We start from the raw sequence: 16,703 nt of genomic DNA, 5'->3' as shown, positions 1-16,703 counted from the left end.
GATTAAACCGGCTGCCAGCGACCAGTAACCTCGGCTAGTTCTTGTTCAGGAAAATAGTGATGAAAAATTTGATAGTAATATAATTCCTCTTTGGAATTCAGTATTAACTCCTCACTGACTATCCTTTGCTCGGTAAACTCGTTATCACCTATTTTGGTGGCTATACTTGTACTGAGAACATCAGCAGAACCTGAACCATGACTAAACTCCACTTTAGGACGCCAGACAATATCCTCGGGCAAATCATCACGAAAAGCAGAACGCAGTATCCACTTTTCAATATCTCCCCCTTTTATTTTATATTTAATAGGAATTTTACCGGCCAGATCTATAAGTCGGAAATCCATGAAAGGTAAGCCCACATCCAGTCCATAGGCAGCCGTCATCCGATCTACCCTTTGCAGGCTCATGCTGTGGGCTTCTGCCAGAAGTTTATTAAGCTCGGCAGCCTGCTCACTCTGCCCTTTACGTTTCAAATAATCATAGCCGCCAAAGAGTTCATCAGCACCTTCCCCCATTAGAATAAATTGAATTCCTGACTCAGCTGCCTGCCGGGAAGCCAGATAATTGGCTACCGCACTGCGTACCAGGGATACATCAAAAGATTCCAGATGATAGATTACCGTAGGTAGAATTTCATATATTTCCTCAATGTCCGCAATATATTCATGATGGTTGGTGCCGAGGTACCTGGCTACTTCCCGGGCATAAAACTGGTCCTGTCCCTGGTCAATCCCTACCGTAAAAGTGTGTACTTCCGCACTATGTTTACATGATAAAGCCGCTAAAATACTGCTATCTAGTCCACCGCTAAGAAAAACCCCTATCTGGGACCCAGCATGGCATCCCGGTACTACAGCATTTTCCAGGATCGCCCTGATTTCACCTGTAATTACCTGGCAATCTAAATCTTTAACATTTAGTGAAGAATGTCTGCGGGATTGCCGGAAGCGATAAAGTTTTCCTGAGCTATAACAGTATCCTGGAGGAAATGGTTCAATATCATGGCACAGACCACTTAAGGCTTTAGCCTCCGAAGCAAAGCAGAGTGAATCACCATAACGACCCCAATACAAAGGTTTGATACCATAGTCATCCCGGGCCGCCAGAAATGCATTATCATCACCAGCTAACAGCAAGGCAAAAGAACCGCGCAGGTCGGGTATAAAAGCTTCTTCTTTAAGGTTAAACTGTTTCGCGATATCAATGGGATCAAGATAGTCGTCAGTTTCATCACTTAGAATCTGCCCATCCAGAGCCAAAGCCGTATTCTGATCCAGAAATAGACCGCTATGAGCAGAAGTATTACCGGCCAGGCTCACCTGGCCCCTGCTGTTTTGCCAGTAAAAACTCCCCCTTCCCCGATGTTTAAGTTTTTCAACCATCTGGGCATGGAGTTTGCAGGTACTAGGCCCATAAATCCCCGATATTGCACTCACAAATATATTCTCCCTTCATATAAAAAAGGGGCTGGCTTGTACAGCTCGGCCCCTTTATTCCCTTAAAAATTTTTTTGATTCCGCTTTAAAAATCCCTATCTACTGTTTTGGCAAGGCAAGTATTAATAGGTAAAACAGCATGGGCAGGCAGTAAAAAAACACCCTGTCAGTGTGAAGCATTAAAAGAGTTATGCTTTCTCTATTGGAGCCGTAATTTGTTAGATGCCCATTAACGTTGTATAAATAAGCGAAATCTTTTTAAAAATCATATCATGGTAGTTTAGGGATAATTTACAAGATATTTATTTGTTAGCCTTTATGACCTCCGCCAGATCACTGAGGGTCTCAATATTGTATGCCTCGGCATCTGTTTTACGCATCATTAAGGTATAAGTGTTATCAAATGGTGCATAATCCAGCCATACCAGGCCCTTTTTGGCATCGGCTTGTTTAACCTTTTGGTAACATTCCTCTGGATCGGTAATAGCCTCCTCATTGCCCATATAGGTTAGCCAGGCTGTACCGGTATACTCCCAATAAAGGTCTATTTCATTTTCTTCCAGAGCCGTTCTCACTACTAGACTACCATTCAGGCCGGTATGGTCTTCCACCTTAAAACCTTCATTTTCCAGCACTTTAATAGTAATTGCACCTAATAGGAGCTGTTCGGTAAACTCTTTCGATCCTACCCTAATGGTACCTTTATCAGCCGGAGGGTTCTTTTCCTCAATAAGCCCTTCTTTAAGAAGCCATTCCCGGGCTACTGCTTCCGGTTTCTTATCATCAACATCAACTTGCTTGTTTAAATCAGTCATAGTGGCTGTATCCAGTTTTTTACTTATCGGAGCTAAGATCTCTTTTAGTTCGGGATGGCTTTCCAGCACTTCCTGTCTGATTACAGGAGCAGGATTATAAACCGGGAAGAAAGATTTATCGTCTTTTAGATTTACAAGACCAAAAGCAGCAATGCGACCATCAGTAGCAAATCCCAGAGCAACTGGCACTTTATCATTTTGTAATGCACCATAGGTTACCCCCAGATCCATAACTTGCACATCGTCAAACTTGAAATCATATACTTTTTTAAGCTCGGGATATCCATCCGGACGTACAGAAAATTCGTGGTTGGTAGCTAACACCCACTTATCAATAGCCTGGGCATCCCCCTTTTGATCAATAGTCTGACCTCCGCCGCAGCCCATGACAAACACTGACATAATACTAAGCAAAACAGTTATAGTAAATATCTTTATGAACTTATTATTTAGCAAAATAAATCCCTCCCTATATTTATTAGTATTCGGCAGTCCGTTTTTCCAATATGGCCAGAATATGATCGCATATTATGGCTAAAAGCGCACTTAGAATACAACCAGTTAAAAGAAGCGGCAGCCTTTGTACCATGATTCCTGTGACAATTAAATCCCCATATCCTCCTGCTCCTACATAAGTAGCTAAGGCAGCAGTACCCACATTGACTACTACCGCAGTTCTAACCCCTGCTAAAATAACAGGTGCAGCCAGGGGTAACTCAATCCGGGTCAGTCTACGGACAGAAGGCATCCCCATCCCCCGGGCAGCTTCCACAACTCCCCGTGGAACACCTTTAATTCCCGCATAAGTATTCCGCAAAATCGGCAGTAAAGAATAAAGCCATAGAGCAAAAACGGCCGTATTAAATCCCAGACCTAAAATGGCGAAGAATAAGGCTAGAATTGCTATACTGGGAACTGTTTGACCAACATTAACCACATTTTCAATAACGGCACCTATGCCCTGGAATTTTGGTCTGGTTAGCATGATTCCTAAAGGAACTGCGGTCACTATAGCAGCTATAGAAGAGACTAATACCATGACAATATGCTGTTTGGTCAGTAAGAAAATCTGATCATACGTAATGATACGAGCTGCCATTCCCCCTCCCGGGTGATTAACAAAATATATGGTAGTAAAAATACCCATAACTGTGAAAAGTACCACCGGTCCCCAATCGCTGATTATTCTTTTAAGCCGCATCGTCTTTCATCAACTCCAGTAAACAGGAGAAAGTTATCAGCCCACAGGGGGAGTAGTTGTCATCGACAATTATCACATAGCGTTCCCCGTAATTAAGCATAGTCGCCAGGGCATCACCCAATGTAGCCTCTGCATCTATTACACACCCACCTGGTTCCATAACATCTGCAACTCTAGCCCGCTTTTTTAAACCGGCCAGGATATTTTTTGTAACTATACCTACTAATCTACCACCATCATCTACTACAGGCACAGCCGGGAATTGTGCTCTAATCAGAATATCTTTAGCAGTATCCATTGAACTATTTACCTTTAGGGGGTGAACCGGCTGATTTTTTATTACTTCCCGGATTTTAATCAGGTTCAGACGCTTTATAGTACGATTACCACCAATTAAAGCGGAGACAAAATCATCTTTCGGTTCACTTAATATTTTATCCGGACTGTCGTGCTGAACTAAATGACCAGCCCGCATAACCGCAATAGTATCTCCCATCTTAATGGCCTCATCTATGTCATGAGTTACAAAAACCACGGTTTTCTTTAATTTTTCCTGTAGTTTTAAAAACTGGTTTTGCAGATGGGTCCGAGTTATGGGGTCAACTGCGCCGAAAGGTTCGTCCATCAGTAGAATAGCAGGATCAGCAGCTAAAGCACGGGCTACCCCCACTCTTTGTCTCTGCCCTCCACTAAGGCTGGCTGGTTTGCGATCTCTATATTCAGCCGGATCTAATCCAACCAGGTGGAGCAAGTCATCAACCCGGTTTTGAATCTTTCTTTCCGGCCATTTCTTTTCCCGAGGAACTGTTGCTACATTATCAGCGATAGTCATGTGGGGAAATAGACCAATTTCCTGGATAACATAACCAATATTTTGACGCAACTTCACCGGATCTATCTGCTGGTTATCCTGTCCATTAATGTAAATAGATCCATGGGTTGGATTGACCAGACGGTTAATCATTTTCATAGTAGTGGTCTTCCCACATCCGGAAGAACCTACTAAAACACAAGTTTCGCCCCGGGTAATATGCAGATCTAAGTTACTTACTGCCGGTATATCCTGGTTTTTGTACTTTTTAGTAACTCCTTGCAGACGTATCATTATTAATACCTCCTTCCCTAGATTTGCGATCTAGTTTCTACCCATTTTAATAATTGATCTAATACAACTGCTAAAAGGGAAACGCAAACTGCTCCTACCAGGACAGCATTTATATTCCATTGAGAAATGCCCCGGAATATAAACTCTCCCAGGCCCCCAGCTCCTACCACTGAGGCAATAGCTGCGATTCCCACTATCATAACCACTGCAGTTCTTATGCCGGCCATAATAATTGGCCAAGCTAATGGCAACTTGATGCGGCGTATAATATTCAATTCGTTCATACCCATTCCATGGGCGGCTTCTATTATGGCTGGATCAATTTCGACAATACCGGTATGAGTATTTCTTACTACTGGTAGGAGGCAATAGAGGATAAGGGTTAAAACACCCGTTTTAAAACCTATACCAAAGAAAGGCAAAAGTAATCCAAATAAGGCCAGGCTAGGAATAGTCATTATAACCTGGCACACATAAAGGACGATCCGGGCCAAAAATTTATAGTAGCTTATTAATAGGCCCAATACTATCCCTATAGCAACTGCAATAAAAACTGCTACTATTACTAAAAGACAATGTTCCCAGCTAAGCTGCAGAATTTTATCACCATTAGCAATAACATAGCCTGCAAAGCTATTGGCAAACGTACCATATATGAACATGTAAATAACACCATCCTAGAATTGGGAAACAGAAGTGCATAAGCGAGATGTATATCGGTAATTTACATCCTTGCTACGCTTACGAGGTTAGCTGACGGGTTCGGGTCGTAAGGTAACCCTACCACCAGGTGGTTTCACCCCAATATACGGTTTCCCCGCTTCTTCATGACCAAAGTCATGGAAATGACTGGATCATGGAAAGAATTCAGCGTTGTTCTGGTTCCATAATATAAATGATAACAGATTATCTGCAAGCTTGTCGAAAGCAAACCAGGGCCCATTTAAGCGGTAAAACCTTGTAGCCAGGAGGGTAAAAGGTAAAAATAGGGTGTTCTAACATTCTATGGTGATATAGAAGCTTATGTAATAAAATACGGCGAAAAAGCCCTGTTTCCCATTTACTTCCTGGCAGTTTCCGAACCTCAGCCGGCTTTTTTAATACCAACTGTAGTTTGCTTATTTCAGCAGGCTTGGTTATAAACATCACTTTACTACCAATTTCTAATACTATGCAGGCCACCTGTCTGCTATAGAGAAAATGCTTAGTAGTTTTTAACTGTCGCCACTTTAGTACTAGATCTAAAAATAACCGGCCCATCTTAAAACCAAACAACTCCCCGGAGGCATCATGTGCTATACTGGTGAAAAATGCAAACAGGAGATGAAATGGCGCGTGAAATACATTGTAATACTAGCCGATGGAATGGCAGATGAGCCCATTCCTGAACTTAACCATAAGACACCGCTGCAATATGCCCATACCCCCCATATAGATGGACTGGCCCCTCGATCAACTATCGGTATGGTAAGAACCATACCCCGAAACCTGGCACCAGGAAGTGATGTTGCTAACCTTAGTGTAATGGGTTATGACCCTGCTATTTATTATACAGGCCGTTCTCCTTTGGAAGCGGTCAGTATGGGGGTAAATTTGTCCCCCCATGATCTGGCATTACGCTGCAACCTGGTTACCTTGTCCGAAACACCAGTCTATGCTAACCGCACGATGGTTGATTATAGTGCTGGGGAAATACCTTCTAATGAATCATCACTATTAATTAAGACTTTGCAGGATGAGCTAGGCAACCAGGATTTCCATTTTCACCCTGGTATTAGTTATCGTCACCTGTTGGTGTGGAAAGATGGTGCCGAAAGAAATATGTCGTTAACCCCACCCCATGATATTAGTGGCCGCTCTATTGGTGATTACCTGCCCGCGGGACAGGATGGCCATATCCTTTTGGATTTTATGGAAAAAAGTGCCCGGATATTATCTTCCCATCCCATCAACCTGGCCCGGGAAAAAGCCGGGAAAAAACCGGCCAATTCTGTATGGTTCTGGGGAGAAGGGGTATGCCCCTCCCTCACTACCTTTAAGGAACGCTATAGTCTAAACGGTTCGGTAGTAGCCGCTGTAGACCTGATTAAAGGATTAGGAAAATGTGCGGGTCTTAAGCCCATAAAAGTGGAAGGTGCTACTGGCGGGGTGAAGACTAATTTTTATGGTAAAGCCCAGGCTGCCCTGGAGGAGTTAAAAAAGGGGCAGGACTTTGTTTACATCCATATTGAATCACCTGATGAATCCGGACACCAGGGTAACCTGACCTCTAAAATATGGAGTATCGAGCAGATTGATAAACTGGTGGTAGCTCCAATTATCAATGCGATCCCGGCTCTGGAGCCAGTACGGATTATGCTGCTTCCTGATCATCCTACCCCGCTATCTACTATGACTCACAGTAGTGAACCTGTACCCTTCCTCATTTATGACAGCCGGCAGGAGGATACCAACAGCCCGGGAGAGTATAACGAAGCAGCCGCCGCCCAGGGACCCTTTGTTGAACCCGGACATACCTTGATGGATTTATTTATCCACAAATAATAACAGGACCGATCTCCGGTCCTGTTTATTTATTATATTATTATAAGCTGGCCTTACCTAGTAGGGTATGGAATCATTTCTGGTCTGCCTATTTATTTTTTATGTTAAGCAGGTTAAGCACAGTAGCAGGCATATTTTCTGTGGTGGTTACCTTATTATGAAGAACAGGACGCTGCTCCAGACCTGCTATGCCGGCCGGGATCTTAAGACCTGTACCAGTAGATAAAAGCCTTAGCAGAGAAAATTCATCCTTACCAGCACGCATTTCCGGAGATAAAACTGCTTTAGCTACACTGCTGCCAAACTTAAATGGGCTGGCGGTAGAAGCAATAACTGCTGGAATCTGTGCCCCACCATGTTTTAAGAACTTTTGGTACACATTACATGCTACTGCAGTATGAGTATCCAGCAAATAGCGGTACTTATCCCAGCCCAGCTTAATGGTAGCCAGCGTTTCTTCATCAGTGGCAAAATCCGCCCGGAAAAGGGATTTGATTTTTTGATGGGTGGCCGGATCAACCTGGTAACGCCCTTCCGTTTGCAGCTCTTCCATCCATTCAGACACCTTCCGGTCATCGTGGCTGGTAACTTCATAGAGAAGTCTTTCCAGATTAGAAGAAATCAGAATATCCATGGAAGGAGAAATGGTCTTTTCAAAATAGCGATTGCGATCATATATACCCGTATTGATAAAATCGGTAAGTACATTATTGGCATTAGAGGCACAAATCAAATTCCGAATTGGTACTCCCATTTCCCGGGCATAATAGGCAGCCAGGATATTCCCAAAGTTCCCGGTAGGTACAACGATATTAATCTCATCACCGGGACGGATCCTGTTATCCACGATCAGGTCAACATAAGCAGAAACATAATATACTATCTGGGGCAGTAAACGCCCCCAATTGATAGAATTAGCCGAAGACATTTTCATATTATGGTCAGCCAGGAGTTGCTGGATATTTTCATCGGCAAAGATTTTCTTTACCCCGCTCTGGGCATCGTCAAAATTACCTTCCACCGCAGCTACATATACATTATTTCCTGACTGGGTAATCATCTGCTGCTTTTGAACCTCACTTACCCCGTCACGAGGATAAAACACAATGATACGTGTATTATTAACATCACGAAAACCCTCCAGGGCTGCCTTACCAGTATCACCGGAGGTAGCTACCAAAATAACGATTTCACTATTTTCCCCCAACTTGCCCATACTGGTGGTAAGCAGCCGAGGCAAAATCTGCAGAGCCATATCTTTAAAGGCCGCCGTGGGACCATGCCATAATTCCTGGATGAAAACTCCCGGGTAAAGCTCTACCAGTGGTGCAATCTCAGAGTGATCAAAACGCTCTGCATTATAGGCCCCCGTAACACAAGCTTCTATCTCCTCCCGGGTAAAATCCGACAGGTAAAATGACATTAGATAGGAAGCCCGTTGTTGATAACTCCACTCGCTCATTTCCTGCCATATATTTTCGGGAAGCCGGGGAATATTTTGCGGGACAAAAAGTCCCCCGTCCGGTGCTATTCCCATAGTAATAGCCTGAGAGGCACTTACCGGTTCCACCCTGCCCCTGGTACTAAAGTAGTTCACTACTATATCCTCCTTTTTCACGAAACGACCGCCTATTTCATCATTCTATACTTAAATCCGGACAAGTTAAAGAGTTCAAGCTACCCTGACTAACATTTTTCCGTCTCCAGTACTTATAGATAGCGATTTCCCTAAATTTCGTATAATATAAAATAAAGAATAGAAAAAGGTATTACTTAAGTAAAATTTAAATTTAGATATAAATACAAAGGAGGAGAGACGATGCTCCAGTTTATTGGATTCTTAATTGTCATCATCGCCGCTAAACTGCTCTATGACTTGTTTAAGGAACACCAAACCCAGAGAAAAACCCAAAAAAGTAAAAAAAGTGGTGAAATAATAGATATCAGTAGCCACTGGATTAAAGTAGATGATATGCCTTACCGTAAGCGGGAGTATTTATTAAGTCCGCGAGAATTAGCCTTATTTCAATCTTTAAGCAATATTTTAAAAAATACTTCTTATATAGTTTTTCCTAAAGTACGGCTGGTAGATGTGCTGCAACTGGCTTCTGACACTGATAACCGGCAGGAATATTATGAACGGGTTAAAGAACGTAATATAGATTTGCTGGTATGCGAATTACCGGAACTAAAACCAGTCCTTATGGTTATAGTTGAAAACCAGATTGAAGGTAAACGTAAAAAGATGGGAGATCGTTTTACCGGGCGGGTGGCTAAAACCGCCGGGATTAAATGCCTCCATTTTAGTCCTTCCCATCTACCCTCCGAAGATGAATTGCATAAACAGCTAACTGGAGTAGGATTAGCTATCTAATTTCTTATTGCCCTGTTATAACAGGGCAATAAGAAAACTATAATCCTTAATTACCAAAACGCCCCTTCTTGCCGAATATCATTTCATTATAATTTATACGCTTGTCCTCAGCTGCCTCAATTTCTTCGTCACTCATTTCCCTTATCCGGCAACATATTTCACTGTAAAAACCCTTTCCAAAACCATATTGTCCCTCACCCAGATGAAATATCTCGATAAATTGATCGGAGGCCTTAGCATACCCCATTACATCCATATAAGCTAAAAGCCGCGGATAAAGGGCCGTTTTATTCATTCCAGTTATTTGGTTTTCATTGGCAGCTTTAGCTACGTACCGCCGGGCCAGTTCTGTAACAGCATAAGGTTCTTCTACCCGAGGAAATTCCCCTTCAATCACACAGCCGACAATACTTTTCAGCTGTTCCGGTTTTGTTCGGGTGGGATCACTCATATATACACAAATATATGTATCACTATGAATACCTTTATCGCGCATATATGCTTGTACCTGCTTTATTTTCTTCTGGGTAGTCCAGGTAGAACCTGCGTTATGAGTGTAAACAACTTTGAAAGGGCCAATTTCTCCTTCGCTTAATTTGGGCCGGGATAAAACCTTGAAATATAGAATCAAACCTAGCAATACAAAAAAAGCAGCACCTTCAATAATAAATATTGTCATGTTTTTCCTCCTACTGGCGGCGATAGCTTCAAAAACAATACTTCTGCGTCAACTTTATATTACCTATGCACGTATTCTATTAAATAAACCATACCTGGATTATACCAGCCCCACCTCCGCCAACCTGCTCATTCCGATATATAGTAATTACCTTTTCCCCCTAACTAACTACACGACTACGGGTAGCAGGTCAGGAGTCAATTTAATCTATTCTGTTTATTATATTATAATATTGTCACATAGAATAATACTACCGACAATAACTATTTTAACTAGGGAGGTGTTTTCATTCTGCGCATAGCTAGTTATAATATTCATCATTGTATGTCAATAAGCCGCCAGCCTATGCTGGATAAAATATGTTCGGTACTAGAATTTATTGACGCCGATCTGATTGGACTTCAAGAGGTGGATATGGGAGCAGCCCGGAGCGGCTTTAAAAAGCAGGCCGCCCTAATAGCCCAAAGGCTAAATATGGGTTATGTTTTTGGGGAAACCCTGCGATTTAGGCAGGGTAGTTATGGGATCGCCGTCCTGTCCCGCTATCCCATAAAAAAAGTGAAAAACCTTAACTTACCTGGTAATGAAGAACCACGACTATGCCAGATTATTGATATAAACATTCAACAACAGACTCTTCACTTTATAAATCTTCATATGGGTTTAAACCACACTACTCGCTTAGCTAATATGCAGCAACTCATCCTACCCTGCCTGCAAAACCTGCCTCATCCCATAATAATGGTAGGGGATTTTAATGCTTCTCCAGACGAAAAACCTGTCCTCATGCTATCAGACTTCCTGCAGGATACCTTTGCTTATAATTCGGGAATTATTAATTATACCTATCCGGCCAATAATCCCCAATACCGCATCGACTATATTTTCGTAGACCGGTGTTACCGGGTCGATGATTTTTATATTATCGCTGCCGATGCTTCCGACCACTTACCAGTAGTAGCTAATATCGAAATTTAAGTTAACCGGTCCTGATGGCGATTGGGTTAGTTCCCCCAAAGTTACAAACTGGTAACCCCGATCCTTTAAATCCTGGATGAGCAGGGGCAAGGCTTTTACAGTTTGGCTACGATCCAGGCGCCCATCATGAGCTAAAATAATCATCCCTGGTCGGGCATGTCTGATCACCCGCCAGGCAGCTTCCGCCGGGGTTTTGGCCCGGCGGTTTTCTAAGCCTATAGTCCATAAGGCTATCTGATAACCATTTAATTGGGCCGCATCTAATACCTGCCGGTTATACAATTTCCTGGGAGGACGAAAATATTGAGGTCTCTGCCCTACTACCTCTTCAATAGCCCATTCACACTTAAGCATCTCTTCATCAATAGTAACCAGATTATCCCGGGTAAGATCAGGATGGGTAAAGGTATGATTTTCAATCTCATGCCCTTCCCATAAAGCCCGCCTAACTATATCAGGATAACGCAGAACCGATTCTCCTACCACGAAAAATGTAGCTTTAATCTCATATTCTTTTAATATATCTAATATATCCGGAGTATACCTGGGATCAGGTCCATCATCGAAAGTCAAGGCTATCAGCTTTTTTCCATCGGTGTCCACCCGAGTAATCAATTTATCATGCACAAAAATGTTTTGCACCACAAATACTGTTTTGGCAGTTTCTGAATCCTCCTGTGAAGTATATTGCACCACCCCATACCTGGCTATTACCACCAGGAACAGCAAAAAAACTAATCGGATCCATTTTTTACTTTTTAATGTTTTCAGCCAAAGTTCACCCTTTTAAAAACTTATTTAACTACCTTTATCCCCTAAGGACTGGAACTCATTGGAGACGGCTTAAATAAATTTTATTCAGTAACCAGGTTATACTTTCCTGACTGTATTTACCACCAATAAATCTCAGTACTGGTTTATGACCCAGCCTAGTAAAATGTTTAAGCTGGGCAAAAGTACTTCCAGGGTACTTCTGCCCAGCTTAAGGTCACTTTTAGCAGCCAGTCTATTATCACACATCCTTAAACTGAACTACTGTGAGCTACTATATGAAATTCTTGCTCAGCTCTTTGTCTTATTGCTGAGCTTCCTTAAGGTATTTCTGCAGTTCAACTTTACGGGGTAATCTTCCCGCAATTTTCACCTCGCCATCAATAACCAGAGCCGGCGTTATCATTACCTTGTAATCCATGATTTTTTTAATATCCCCTACCTTGCTTACCTCTGCCGCAATATCCAGTTCAGCCAGGGCGTCATAAACATCCTTTTCCAGTTGTTTGCATTTGGCACATCCAGTTCCTAAAACCTCAATTTTCATAAGTAATACCTCCTCAAAAAGATTCTAACCGGCCAGGAAATAACCATACATCCATCCGGTCAGGGTAGCCATGACTACGACTAACCCAAAATAGGCTGCTGTACGCTTCCAACCCATAATCCGGTTTACCACCAGTAAATTCGGTATACTAACTGCTGGTCCCGCTAATAAAAGGGCCAGCGCTGGTCCCTGGTTCATGCCCAGATCCATTAGACCCTTTACTATGGGCACCTCTGTTAAAGTAGAAAAATAAAAAAGTGCCCCGATTAAAGAGGCCACAAAATTCGCCCCTAGGGTATTATTACCAACATAGTTGGAAATCCAATGGGAAGGGATTACACTTGTAACCATACCTACCACAAACACACCTATTAATAGGGTAGGGACTACCATTTTAACCAAGTTCCAGGTCTCGTGCATCCAGGAGGTGAACTCACCTTTTATGAAATAGTGATGCACCATAATAGCCAGGGAATTAATCAGGGAAAGATCCAGGGCTACTTTTATCCAGAGATTGAGTTTACTCGTACTTACAATGAGAATCGCCACCATAGCCCCAAAAAATAACACCAGAAATAGGCCCGGCTTTTCACTAGTCTCGGCAGGTAAACTTTCCATCTCCTCCAGCCGCTGGTTTTCAGAACGGCGGAACAAGAGAGACATCAGTATACCTATTACTATAGAAAATAATATCGCACCAATCCCCCGGGCTAATCCCATGTGCCATCCAATAGCTGCTCCGGTAAGGGCTATGGCCAGTATATTTATAGCTGGACCGGAATAAAGAAAGGTTACCGCCGGCCCCAGGCCGGCTCCCAGGCTATAGATACCGGCAAATAAAGGTAATATGGTACAGGAACATACCGCCAGTAACATTCCTGAAACTGAAGCTACCCCATAGGCTACCCATTTCTTAGCCTGAACACCAAAATATTTTATTACTGCCCCTTTGGTAACTAATACTGCCATGGCCCCAGCTATAAAAAATGCCGGTACCAGGCAGGTAACTACATGAGCCGACAAGTAGTTTAAGAGTTCTCCTAAACCGCCCCCCAGCATTGTCATAATCAATTGCATAATAAGTTCCCCCATTTTTTGCATAAGTGGTCCTGGGCAGGAATTTCGGCAGGTAAACTTGGGCCACCATCGTAATACTCTCACTCTCTAATTATCAATTTTAATTATATTACCCTCGAATTATTAAAACTCTTAAAACTTTATACCTTTTATACGTTCACAGGAACGTCCATCATGGTTTATAAGCCGCTCATGCTCGTCCTTAAAACCTGGCAGCTCATCAATCGGAGTAATCATAAACTGGTTTAAGCTTCCCACTACCCAGTCATATTTCTCCTGATTAAAACGAAGAATCCTTCTTTGTGCCTCCCTCCTTTCACTCACCAGCCCTGCTTCCCGGAGCACTTTTAAATGCTGTGATATCCGTGGTTGACTAATTTGCATGATTTCCTCTAAATCACAAACACATAGCTCTTTTTCTTTTAATAGTCTTAAAATTTTTAACCGGGTCGGTTCACCTAATACTTTTAACATACGCTGCACTAATATCACCCTTTTTCATATTAGATCTAGGTTATATAACCTAGATCTAATATAATTCTATGTTTATATTACCCCCGCCTTATTTAGGCTGTCAATCTTTAAAACAAAAAAAATACCGTCTTAAGGACGGCAGGAAAAATGAAGGACCCGTTTTATATTAGCCCTCTGGCTATGCTGCTATCTATCCAAACCTTTATTTCATCTCTGACTCTTTCAAATTCAGCCAGAATCTCCTCTTCGCTCCCCTGGGCTGCTGCGGGATCAGTAAAACTATGATGCATAATTTTCTTTCCCCCGGCAAAGTAAGGACAGTTTTCCCTGGCATTATCACATACAGTTATAACTAAATCAATTTCCTTATGTAAAAACTTATCCATACTTTTTGACTGATGTAAACTTATATCTATACCGGCGTTCTGCATCGCACGAATAGCATAAGGATTTACCCGAAAAGGTTTAGTTCCCGCACTATATACTTCATAGCGGTCACCATAATAGTGTCGCAATAATCCTTCTGCCATCTGGGACCGGGCTGAATTTTGGGTACATACAAATAAAACGGTTTTTTTGTTCACGTTTTTCCCCCTCATTATGTTGCTTGTTTTAATTATTGTATACCGTGATTGTGAAAATTCCACCCTGCCCATATTAAAATTTTGTAAATAAGTTACCTGACCATATTTCTATCCGGCCGGGCAGCTTTATCTATATAGTTCCTTTACAGGTATTTTTAAACTCCTGGAGCACTTATCGAAATGGTTTACATTTTCAACAGCCTATCCAGTCCGATAATATCTTCCAACCAGGCATCGGTGACAACCTCGCCGGTAATAAGGCTTTGCATACCCCAACCGATATCCAGAGCCACTTTCCCATATTCCCTGGCTATATAAGGGGCTAAAATCAAGGCATTAACACCGGCAGCCAGGAAACATAGATCAAAATCATATTCAGCTATTTCTTCCTTTACCCGGGGAATTTCTTCATACTCATAAATACTGATGGCACCAGTCACTTCAAAACCTAGTTTCTCCCTTAAATTAGTATTAAGAGCATCCCGGGCCTGGGCAGCCAGGGAACCGATTAATAGGATCTTCCTCCCCTTAAGCATTTCCTCAAATCTCTCTGCCTGGGAATACATAAATACCCGGCGCAAATTCGCTTCATATATAAATTGGGGCCGGATCTGGTATACTGCAAAAACCTGCTCAGCAAATTCCCGGGCCACATCCACCATAAGGTTATAACCGACTACGTCAGCTTGTTTAGCGGCTGCCACCGCCCCATCCCGGGCCTCTATATTAGGAAATCGGACACCACGGTGAAAAAAGCCACTCCGTTCCCCCCGGTTAGCATTAAATGCCTCCCGGTGATTCATGAATTCTGTCTCTGAATAAATAGTATATTGGGCCATTACAAAGGCTTCCGTCGCTCCTACCGATACCACGGAAAAAGGTGTTTTATCTTGCAGGGCCTCGATTATTTTATCCATTAACTCCTGGCTGCCTAATATAACCGGCACTTCTAAACTATTAGGCGGATCTTCTGGACAATAAGCGAGTTCCCTATTATAAAGGGAATTTATAATCGAATTACCCTGCTGATCAAACATTACTTTATAACTTTTACCTGTTTTTAATTTCATATTGCTCCCCCATTTCTACCTGGGGTTTCCTATAATCTTCTACCCTCCCCAGGTTTTGTAAACCCACTACCATACTTTGCCTGAATCTGATTTTCGAGATAAAGCATGGTATTTTGTTACCGCTTATGTTCCCAGCCGTAGCCTGCTTTTAAGCCTATTGCTCATAAATCGGAATATGGTTAGTCCCCGGCTGCCAGTTTATAAGCAAAATGTATACAAAGTGCATATCTATATAACTAGAGGGTTTTTATTAAAAATATTCATTAACAGACTTAAATGTGAATAAAGCCATTAACAAAGCAGTTATTTGGCAGAACAGAATGATTATCAGGTAGAAACAATTGTTATTTAACAGGGTAAATAGTTTTAAAACTCTACCAGCTTACCGTTAATCTGGGGTGGGATAGGCAATAATTGGTCAGGGAGTGAAGCGTTTTGGGATTTATCATCAACCATGAATACTTTTGTGAGTTACCGGAGATTATAGCCCGTATCCGCTATTGCCTGCGTAATCAAACCGGTTTTTCCCTAGTTAGAATAGGTGATGCCGAAAATCAGGTTCTGGCTCAGGGAACTATCTATCCGGAGGAAGTAATTAAAAATTTGTGGTGGGCTAACTATGAGGGGTGGACGGGAATTACCCTTCCCAATTATGAAGCCCGGGATCGGCTCATTGAAAATATTAAAAAAGCTGATATGGTAGGAGTACTACACCAGAATGATGCTTATGAATGGAAGTCTCTTACTGAAGAGGTATTTACTCTGTATAAAATCAAACCCCGCCAGTTGTGTTACGCCTTCGTAAACACCTATCTCCCCCCAAATGAAGAATTCCGGGCTTTGATAAAAAAGTGCCGTTTGCTTTTAGTGGGACAAATGGCCGGCGCCCTAGCTGCCTTTTTGCAGGAAACTATGCAAATCGAGGTAGCAGGAACTGTGGCAATATCCCAATATAGCCAGATTGATCAGGTAATACAGCAAATTCAGTCTATTGATTATAATCTAGCCCTGCTGTCGGCCGGATCTAATGCAGTTATACTAGCCC

The 16,703-nt window shown here is 42.3% G+C and carries 16 protein-coding genes, 1 pseudogene and 1 riboswitch; of the genes and pseudogenes, 4 read left to right on the top strand and 13 right to left on the bottom strand.

Annotated features, from left to right (window positions below):
* Positions 1-2 precede the first annotated feature (2 nt).
* The 5 genes from ACZ5Q0_RS10250 to ACZ5Q0_RS10230 form a co-directional block, all read right to left on the bottom strand.
* A complete protein-coding gene (locus ACZ5Q0_RS10250) occupies positions 3-1,439 on the bottom strand; it encodes an asparagine synthase-related protein (RefSeq protein ID WP_447182515.1) in 1,437 nt (478 codons plus the stop codon).
* A 302-nt stretch (positions 1,440-1,741) separates the two neighbouring features.
* Positions 1,742-2,710, bottom strand: coding sequence for a glycine betaine ABC transporter substrate-binding protein (locus ACZ5Q0_RS10245; protein WP_447182514.1), 969 nt, complete (start codon positions 2,708-2,710; stop codon positions 1,742-1,744).
* Between the two features lie 22 nt (positions 2,711-2,732).
* On the bottom strand, positions 2,733-3,455 hold the full coding sequence (locus ACZ5Q0_RS10240; protein ID WP_447182513.1) for an ABC transporter permease: 723 nt from the start codon (positions 3,453-3,455) through the stop codon (positions 2,733-2,735).
* Positions 3,445-4,560 carry a betaine/proline/choline family ABC transporter ATP-binding protein gene (locus ACZ5Q0_RS10235; RefSeq protein ID WP_446818076.1) on the bottom strand — a complete coding sequence of 372 codons (1,116 nt, stop codon included), beginning with the start codon at positions 4,558-4,560 and terminating at the stop codon, positions 3,445-3,447. Before ACZ5Q0_RS10235 ends, ACZ5Q0_RS10240 begins: the two co-directional genes overlap by 11 nt.
* Before the next feature lie 17 nt (positions 4,561-4,577).
* Positions 4,578-5,222: an ABC transporter permease gene (locus ACZ5Q0_RS10230; RefSeq protein WP_446818077.1), complete on the bottom strand. Its 645-nt coding sequence runs from the start codon at positions 5,220-5,222 to the stop codon at positions 4,578-4,580.
* A 61-nt stretch (positions 5,223-5,283) separates the two neighbouring features.
* A riboswitch (cyclic di-AMP (ydaO/yuaA leader) is annotated at positions 5,284-5,443 on the bottom strand.
* 452 nt (positions 5,444-5,895) lie between these two features.
* Here ACZ5Q0_RS10230 and ACZ5Q0_RS10225 point away from each other — a divergent pair.
* Positions 5,896-7,104, top strand: a complete 1,209-nt coding sequence (locus tag ACZ5Q0_RS10225; protein ID WP_447182512.1) for a cofactor-independent phosphoglycerate mutase — start codon at positions 5,896-5,898, stop codon at positions 7,102-7,104.
* An 88-nt stretch (positions 7,105-7,192) separates the two neighbouring features.
* On the opposite strand, the gene thrC is transcribed toward ACZ5Q0_RS10225, so the two are convergent.
* Positions 7,193-8,701 (bottom strand): threonine synthase, encoded by a 1,509-nt coding sequence (thrC, locus tag ACZ5Q0_RS10220; protein WP_446818079.1) that lies wholly within the window; start codon positions 8,699-8,701, stop codon positions 7,193-7,195.
* 222 nt (positions 8,702-8,923) lie between these two features.
* On the opposite strand from thrC, the gene ACZ5Q0_RS10215 reads away from it, so the two are divergent.
* Positions 8,924-9,478 (top strand): DUF2726 domain-containing protein, encoded by a 555-nt coding sequence (locus ACZ5Q0_RS10215; RefSeq protein WP_446818080.1) that lies wholly within the window; start codon positions 8,924-8,926, stop codon positions 9,476-9,478.
* Between the two features lie 46 nt (positions 9,479-9,524).
* Here the strand turns inward: ACZ5Q0_RS10215 and ACZ5Q0_RS10210 are convergent, their stop codons facing one another.
* A complete protein-coding gene (locus tag ACZ5Q0_RS10210; protein ID WP_446818081.1) occupies positions 9,525-10,157 on the bottom strand; it encodes a hypothetical protein in 633 nt (210 codons plus the stop codon).
* 288 nt (positions 10,158-10,445) lie between these two features.
* Between ACZ5Q0_RS10210 and ACZ5Q0_RS10205 the strand changes: the two genes are divergently transcribed.
* Entirely contained in the window at positions 10,446-11,135 is a 690-nt protein-coding gene (locus tag ACZ5Q0_RS10205; protein WP_447182891.1) for an endonuclease/exonuclease/phosphatase family protein, read from the top strand.
* Here ACZ5Q0_RS10205 and ACZ5Q0_RS10200 read toward each other — a convergent pair.
* From ACZ5Q0_RS10200 to ACZ5Q0_RS10175, 6 genes are all read right to left on the bottom strand, one after another.
* A complete protein-coding gene (locus tag ACZ5Q0_RS10200) occupies positions 11,106-11,864 on the bottom strand; it encodes a polysaccharide deacetylase family protein (protein WP_464827133.1) in 759 nt (252 codons plus the stop codon). The two genes, ACZ5Q0_RS10205 and ACZ5Q0_RS10200, sit on opposite strands and share 30 nt — an antisense overlap.
* Before the next feature lie 346 nt (positions 11,865-12,210).
* On the bottom strand, positions 12,211-12,453 hold the full coding sequence (locus ACZ5Q0_RS10195) for a thioredoxin family protein (protein WP_446818084.1): 243 nt from the start codon (positions 12,451-12,453) through the stop codon (positions 12,211-12,213).
* Between the two features lie 24 nt (positions 12,454-12,477).
* A complete protein-coding gene (locus ACZ5Q0_RS10190) occupies positions 12,478-13,530 on the bottom strand; it encodes a permease (protein WP_446818085.1) in 1,053 nt (350 codons plus the stop codon).
* A 132-nt stretch (positions 13,531-13,662) separates the two neighbouring features.
* Positions 13,663-14,004 (bottom strand): ArsR/SmtB family transcription factor, encoded by a 342-nt coding sequence (locus ACZ5Q0_RS10185; protein ID WP_446820773.1) that lies wholly within the window; start codon positions 14,002-14,004, stop codon positions 13,663-13,665.
* A 161-nt stretch (positions 14,005-14,165) separates the two neighbouring features.
* Entirely contained in the window at positions 14,166-14,588 is a 423-nt protein-coding gene (locus ACZ5Q0_RS10180) for an arsenate reductase ArsC (protein WP_446818086.1), read from the bottom strand.
* Between the two features lie 185 nt (positions 14,589-14,773).
* On the bottom strand, positions 14,774-15,658 hold the full coding sequence (locus ACZ5Q0_RS10175) for a GT-D fold domain-containing glycosyltransferase (RefSeq protein WP_446818087.1): 885 nt from the start codon (positions 15,656-15,658) through the stop codon (positions 14,774-14,776).
* Between the two features lie 435 nt (positions 15,659-16,093).
* Here ACZ5Q0_RS10175 and ACZ5Q0_RS10170 point away from each other — a divergent pair.
* Positions 16,094-16,696: pseudogene (locus ACZ5Q0_RS10170) on the top strand (GT-D fold domain-containing protein); the annotation flags it as partial.
* Positions 16,697-16,703 lie beyond the last annotated feature (7 nt).

The organism is Syntrophomonas erecta subsp. sporosyntropha (assembly GCF_055395365.1).
Note: the sequence above shows the minus strand (reverse complement) of the source record. Positions and strands in the feature narration are given on the sequence as shown.

What these genes read in the sequence shown, in the direction of transcription:
- ACZ5Q0_RS10240 (WP_447182513.1), bottom strand. Translation starts at nt 3,455, where the DNA reads ATGCGGCTTAAAAGAATAATCAGCGATTGGGGACCGGTGGTACTTTTC.
- ACZ5Q0_RS10235 (WP_446818076.1), bottom strand. Translation starts at nt 4,560, where the DNA reads ATGATACGTCTGCAAGGAGTTACTAAAAAGTACAAAAACCAGGATATA.
- ACZ5Q0_RS10230 (WP_446818077.1), bottom strand. Translation starts at nt 5,222, where the DNA reads ATGTTCATATATGGTACGTTTGCCAATAGCTTTGCAGGCTATGTTATT.
- ACZ5Q0_RS10215 (WP_446818080.1), top strand. Translation starts at nt 8,924, where the DNA reads ATGCTCCAGTTTATTGGATTCTTAATTGTCATCATCGCCGCTAAACTG.
- ACZ5Q0_RS10210 (WP_446818081.1), bottom strand. Translation starts at nt 10,157, where the DNA reads ATGACAATATTTATTATTGAAGGTGCTGCTTTTTTTGTATTGCTAGGT.
- ACZ5Q0_RS10195 (WP_446818084.1), bottom strand. Translation starts at nt 12,453, where the DNA reads ATGAAAATTGAGGTTTTAGGAACTGGATGTGCCAAATGCAAACAACTG.
- ACZ5Q0_RS10190 (WP_446818085.1), bottom strand. Translation starts at nt 13,530, where the DNA reads ATGCAATTGATTATGACAATGCTGGGGGGCGGTTTAGGAGAACTCTTA.
- ACZ5Q0_RS10185 (WP_446820773.1), bottom strand. Translation starts at nt 14,004, where the DNA reads ATGTTAAAAGTATTAGGTGAACCGACCCGGTTAAAAATTTTAAGACTA.
- ACZ5Q0_RS10175 (WP_446818087.1), bottom strand. Translation starts at nt 15,658, where the DNA reads ATGAAATTAAAAACAGGTAAAAGTTATAAAGTAATGTTTGATCAGCAG.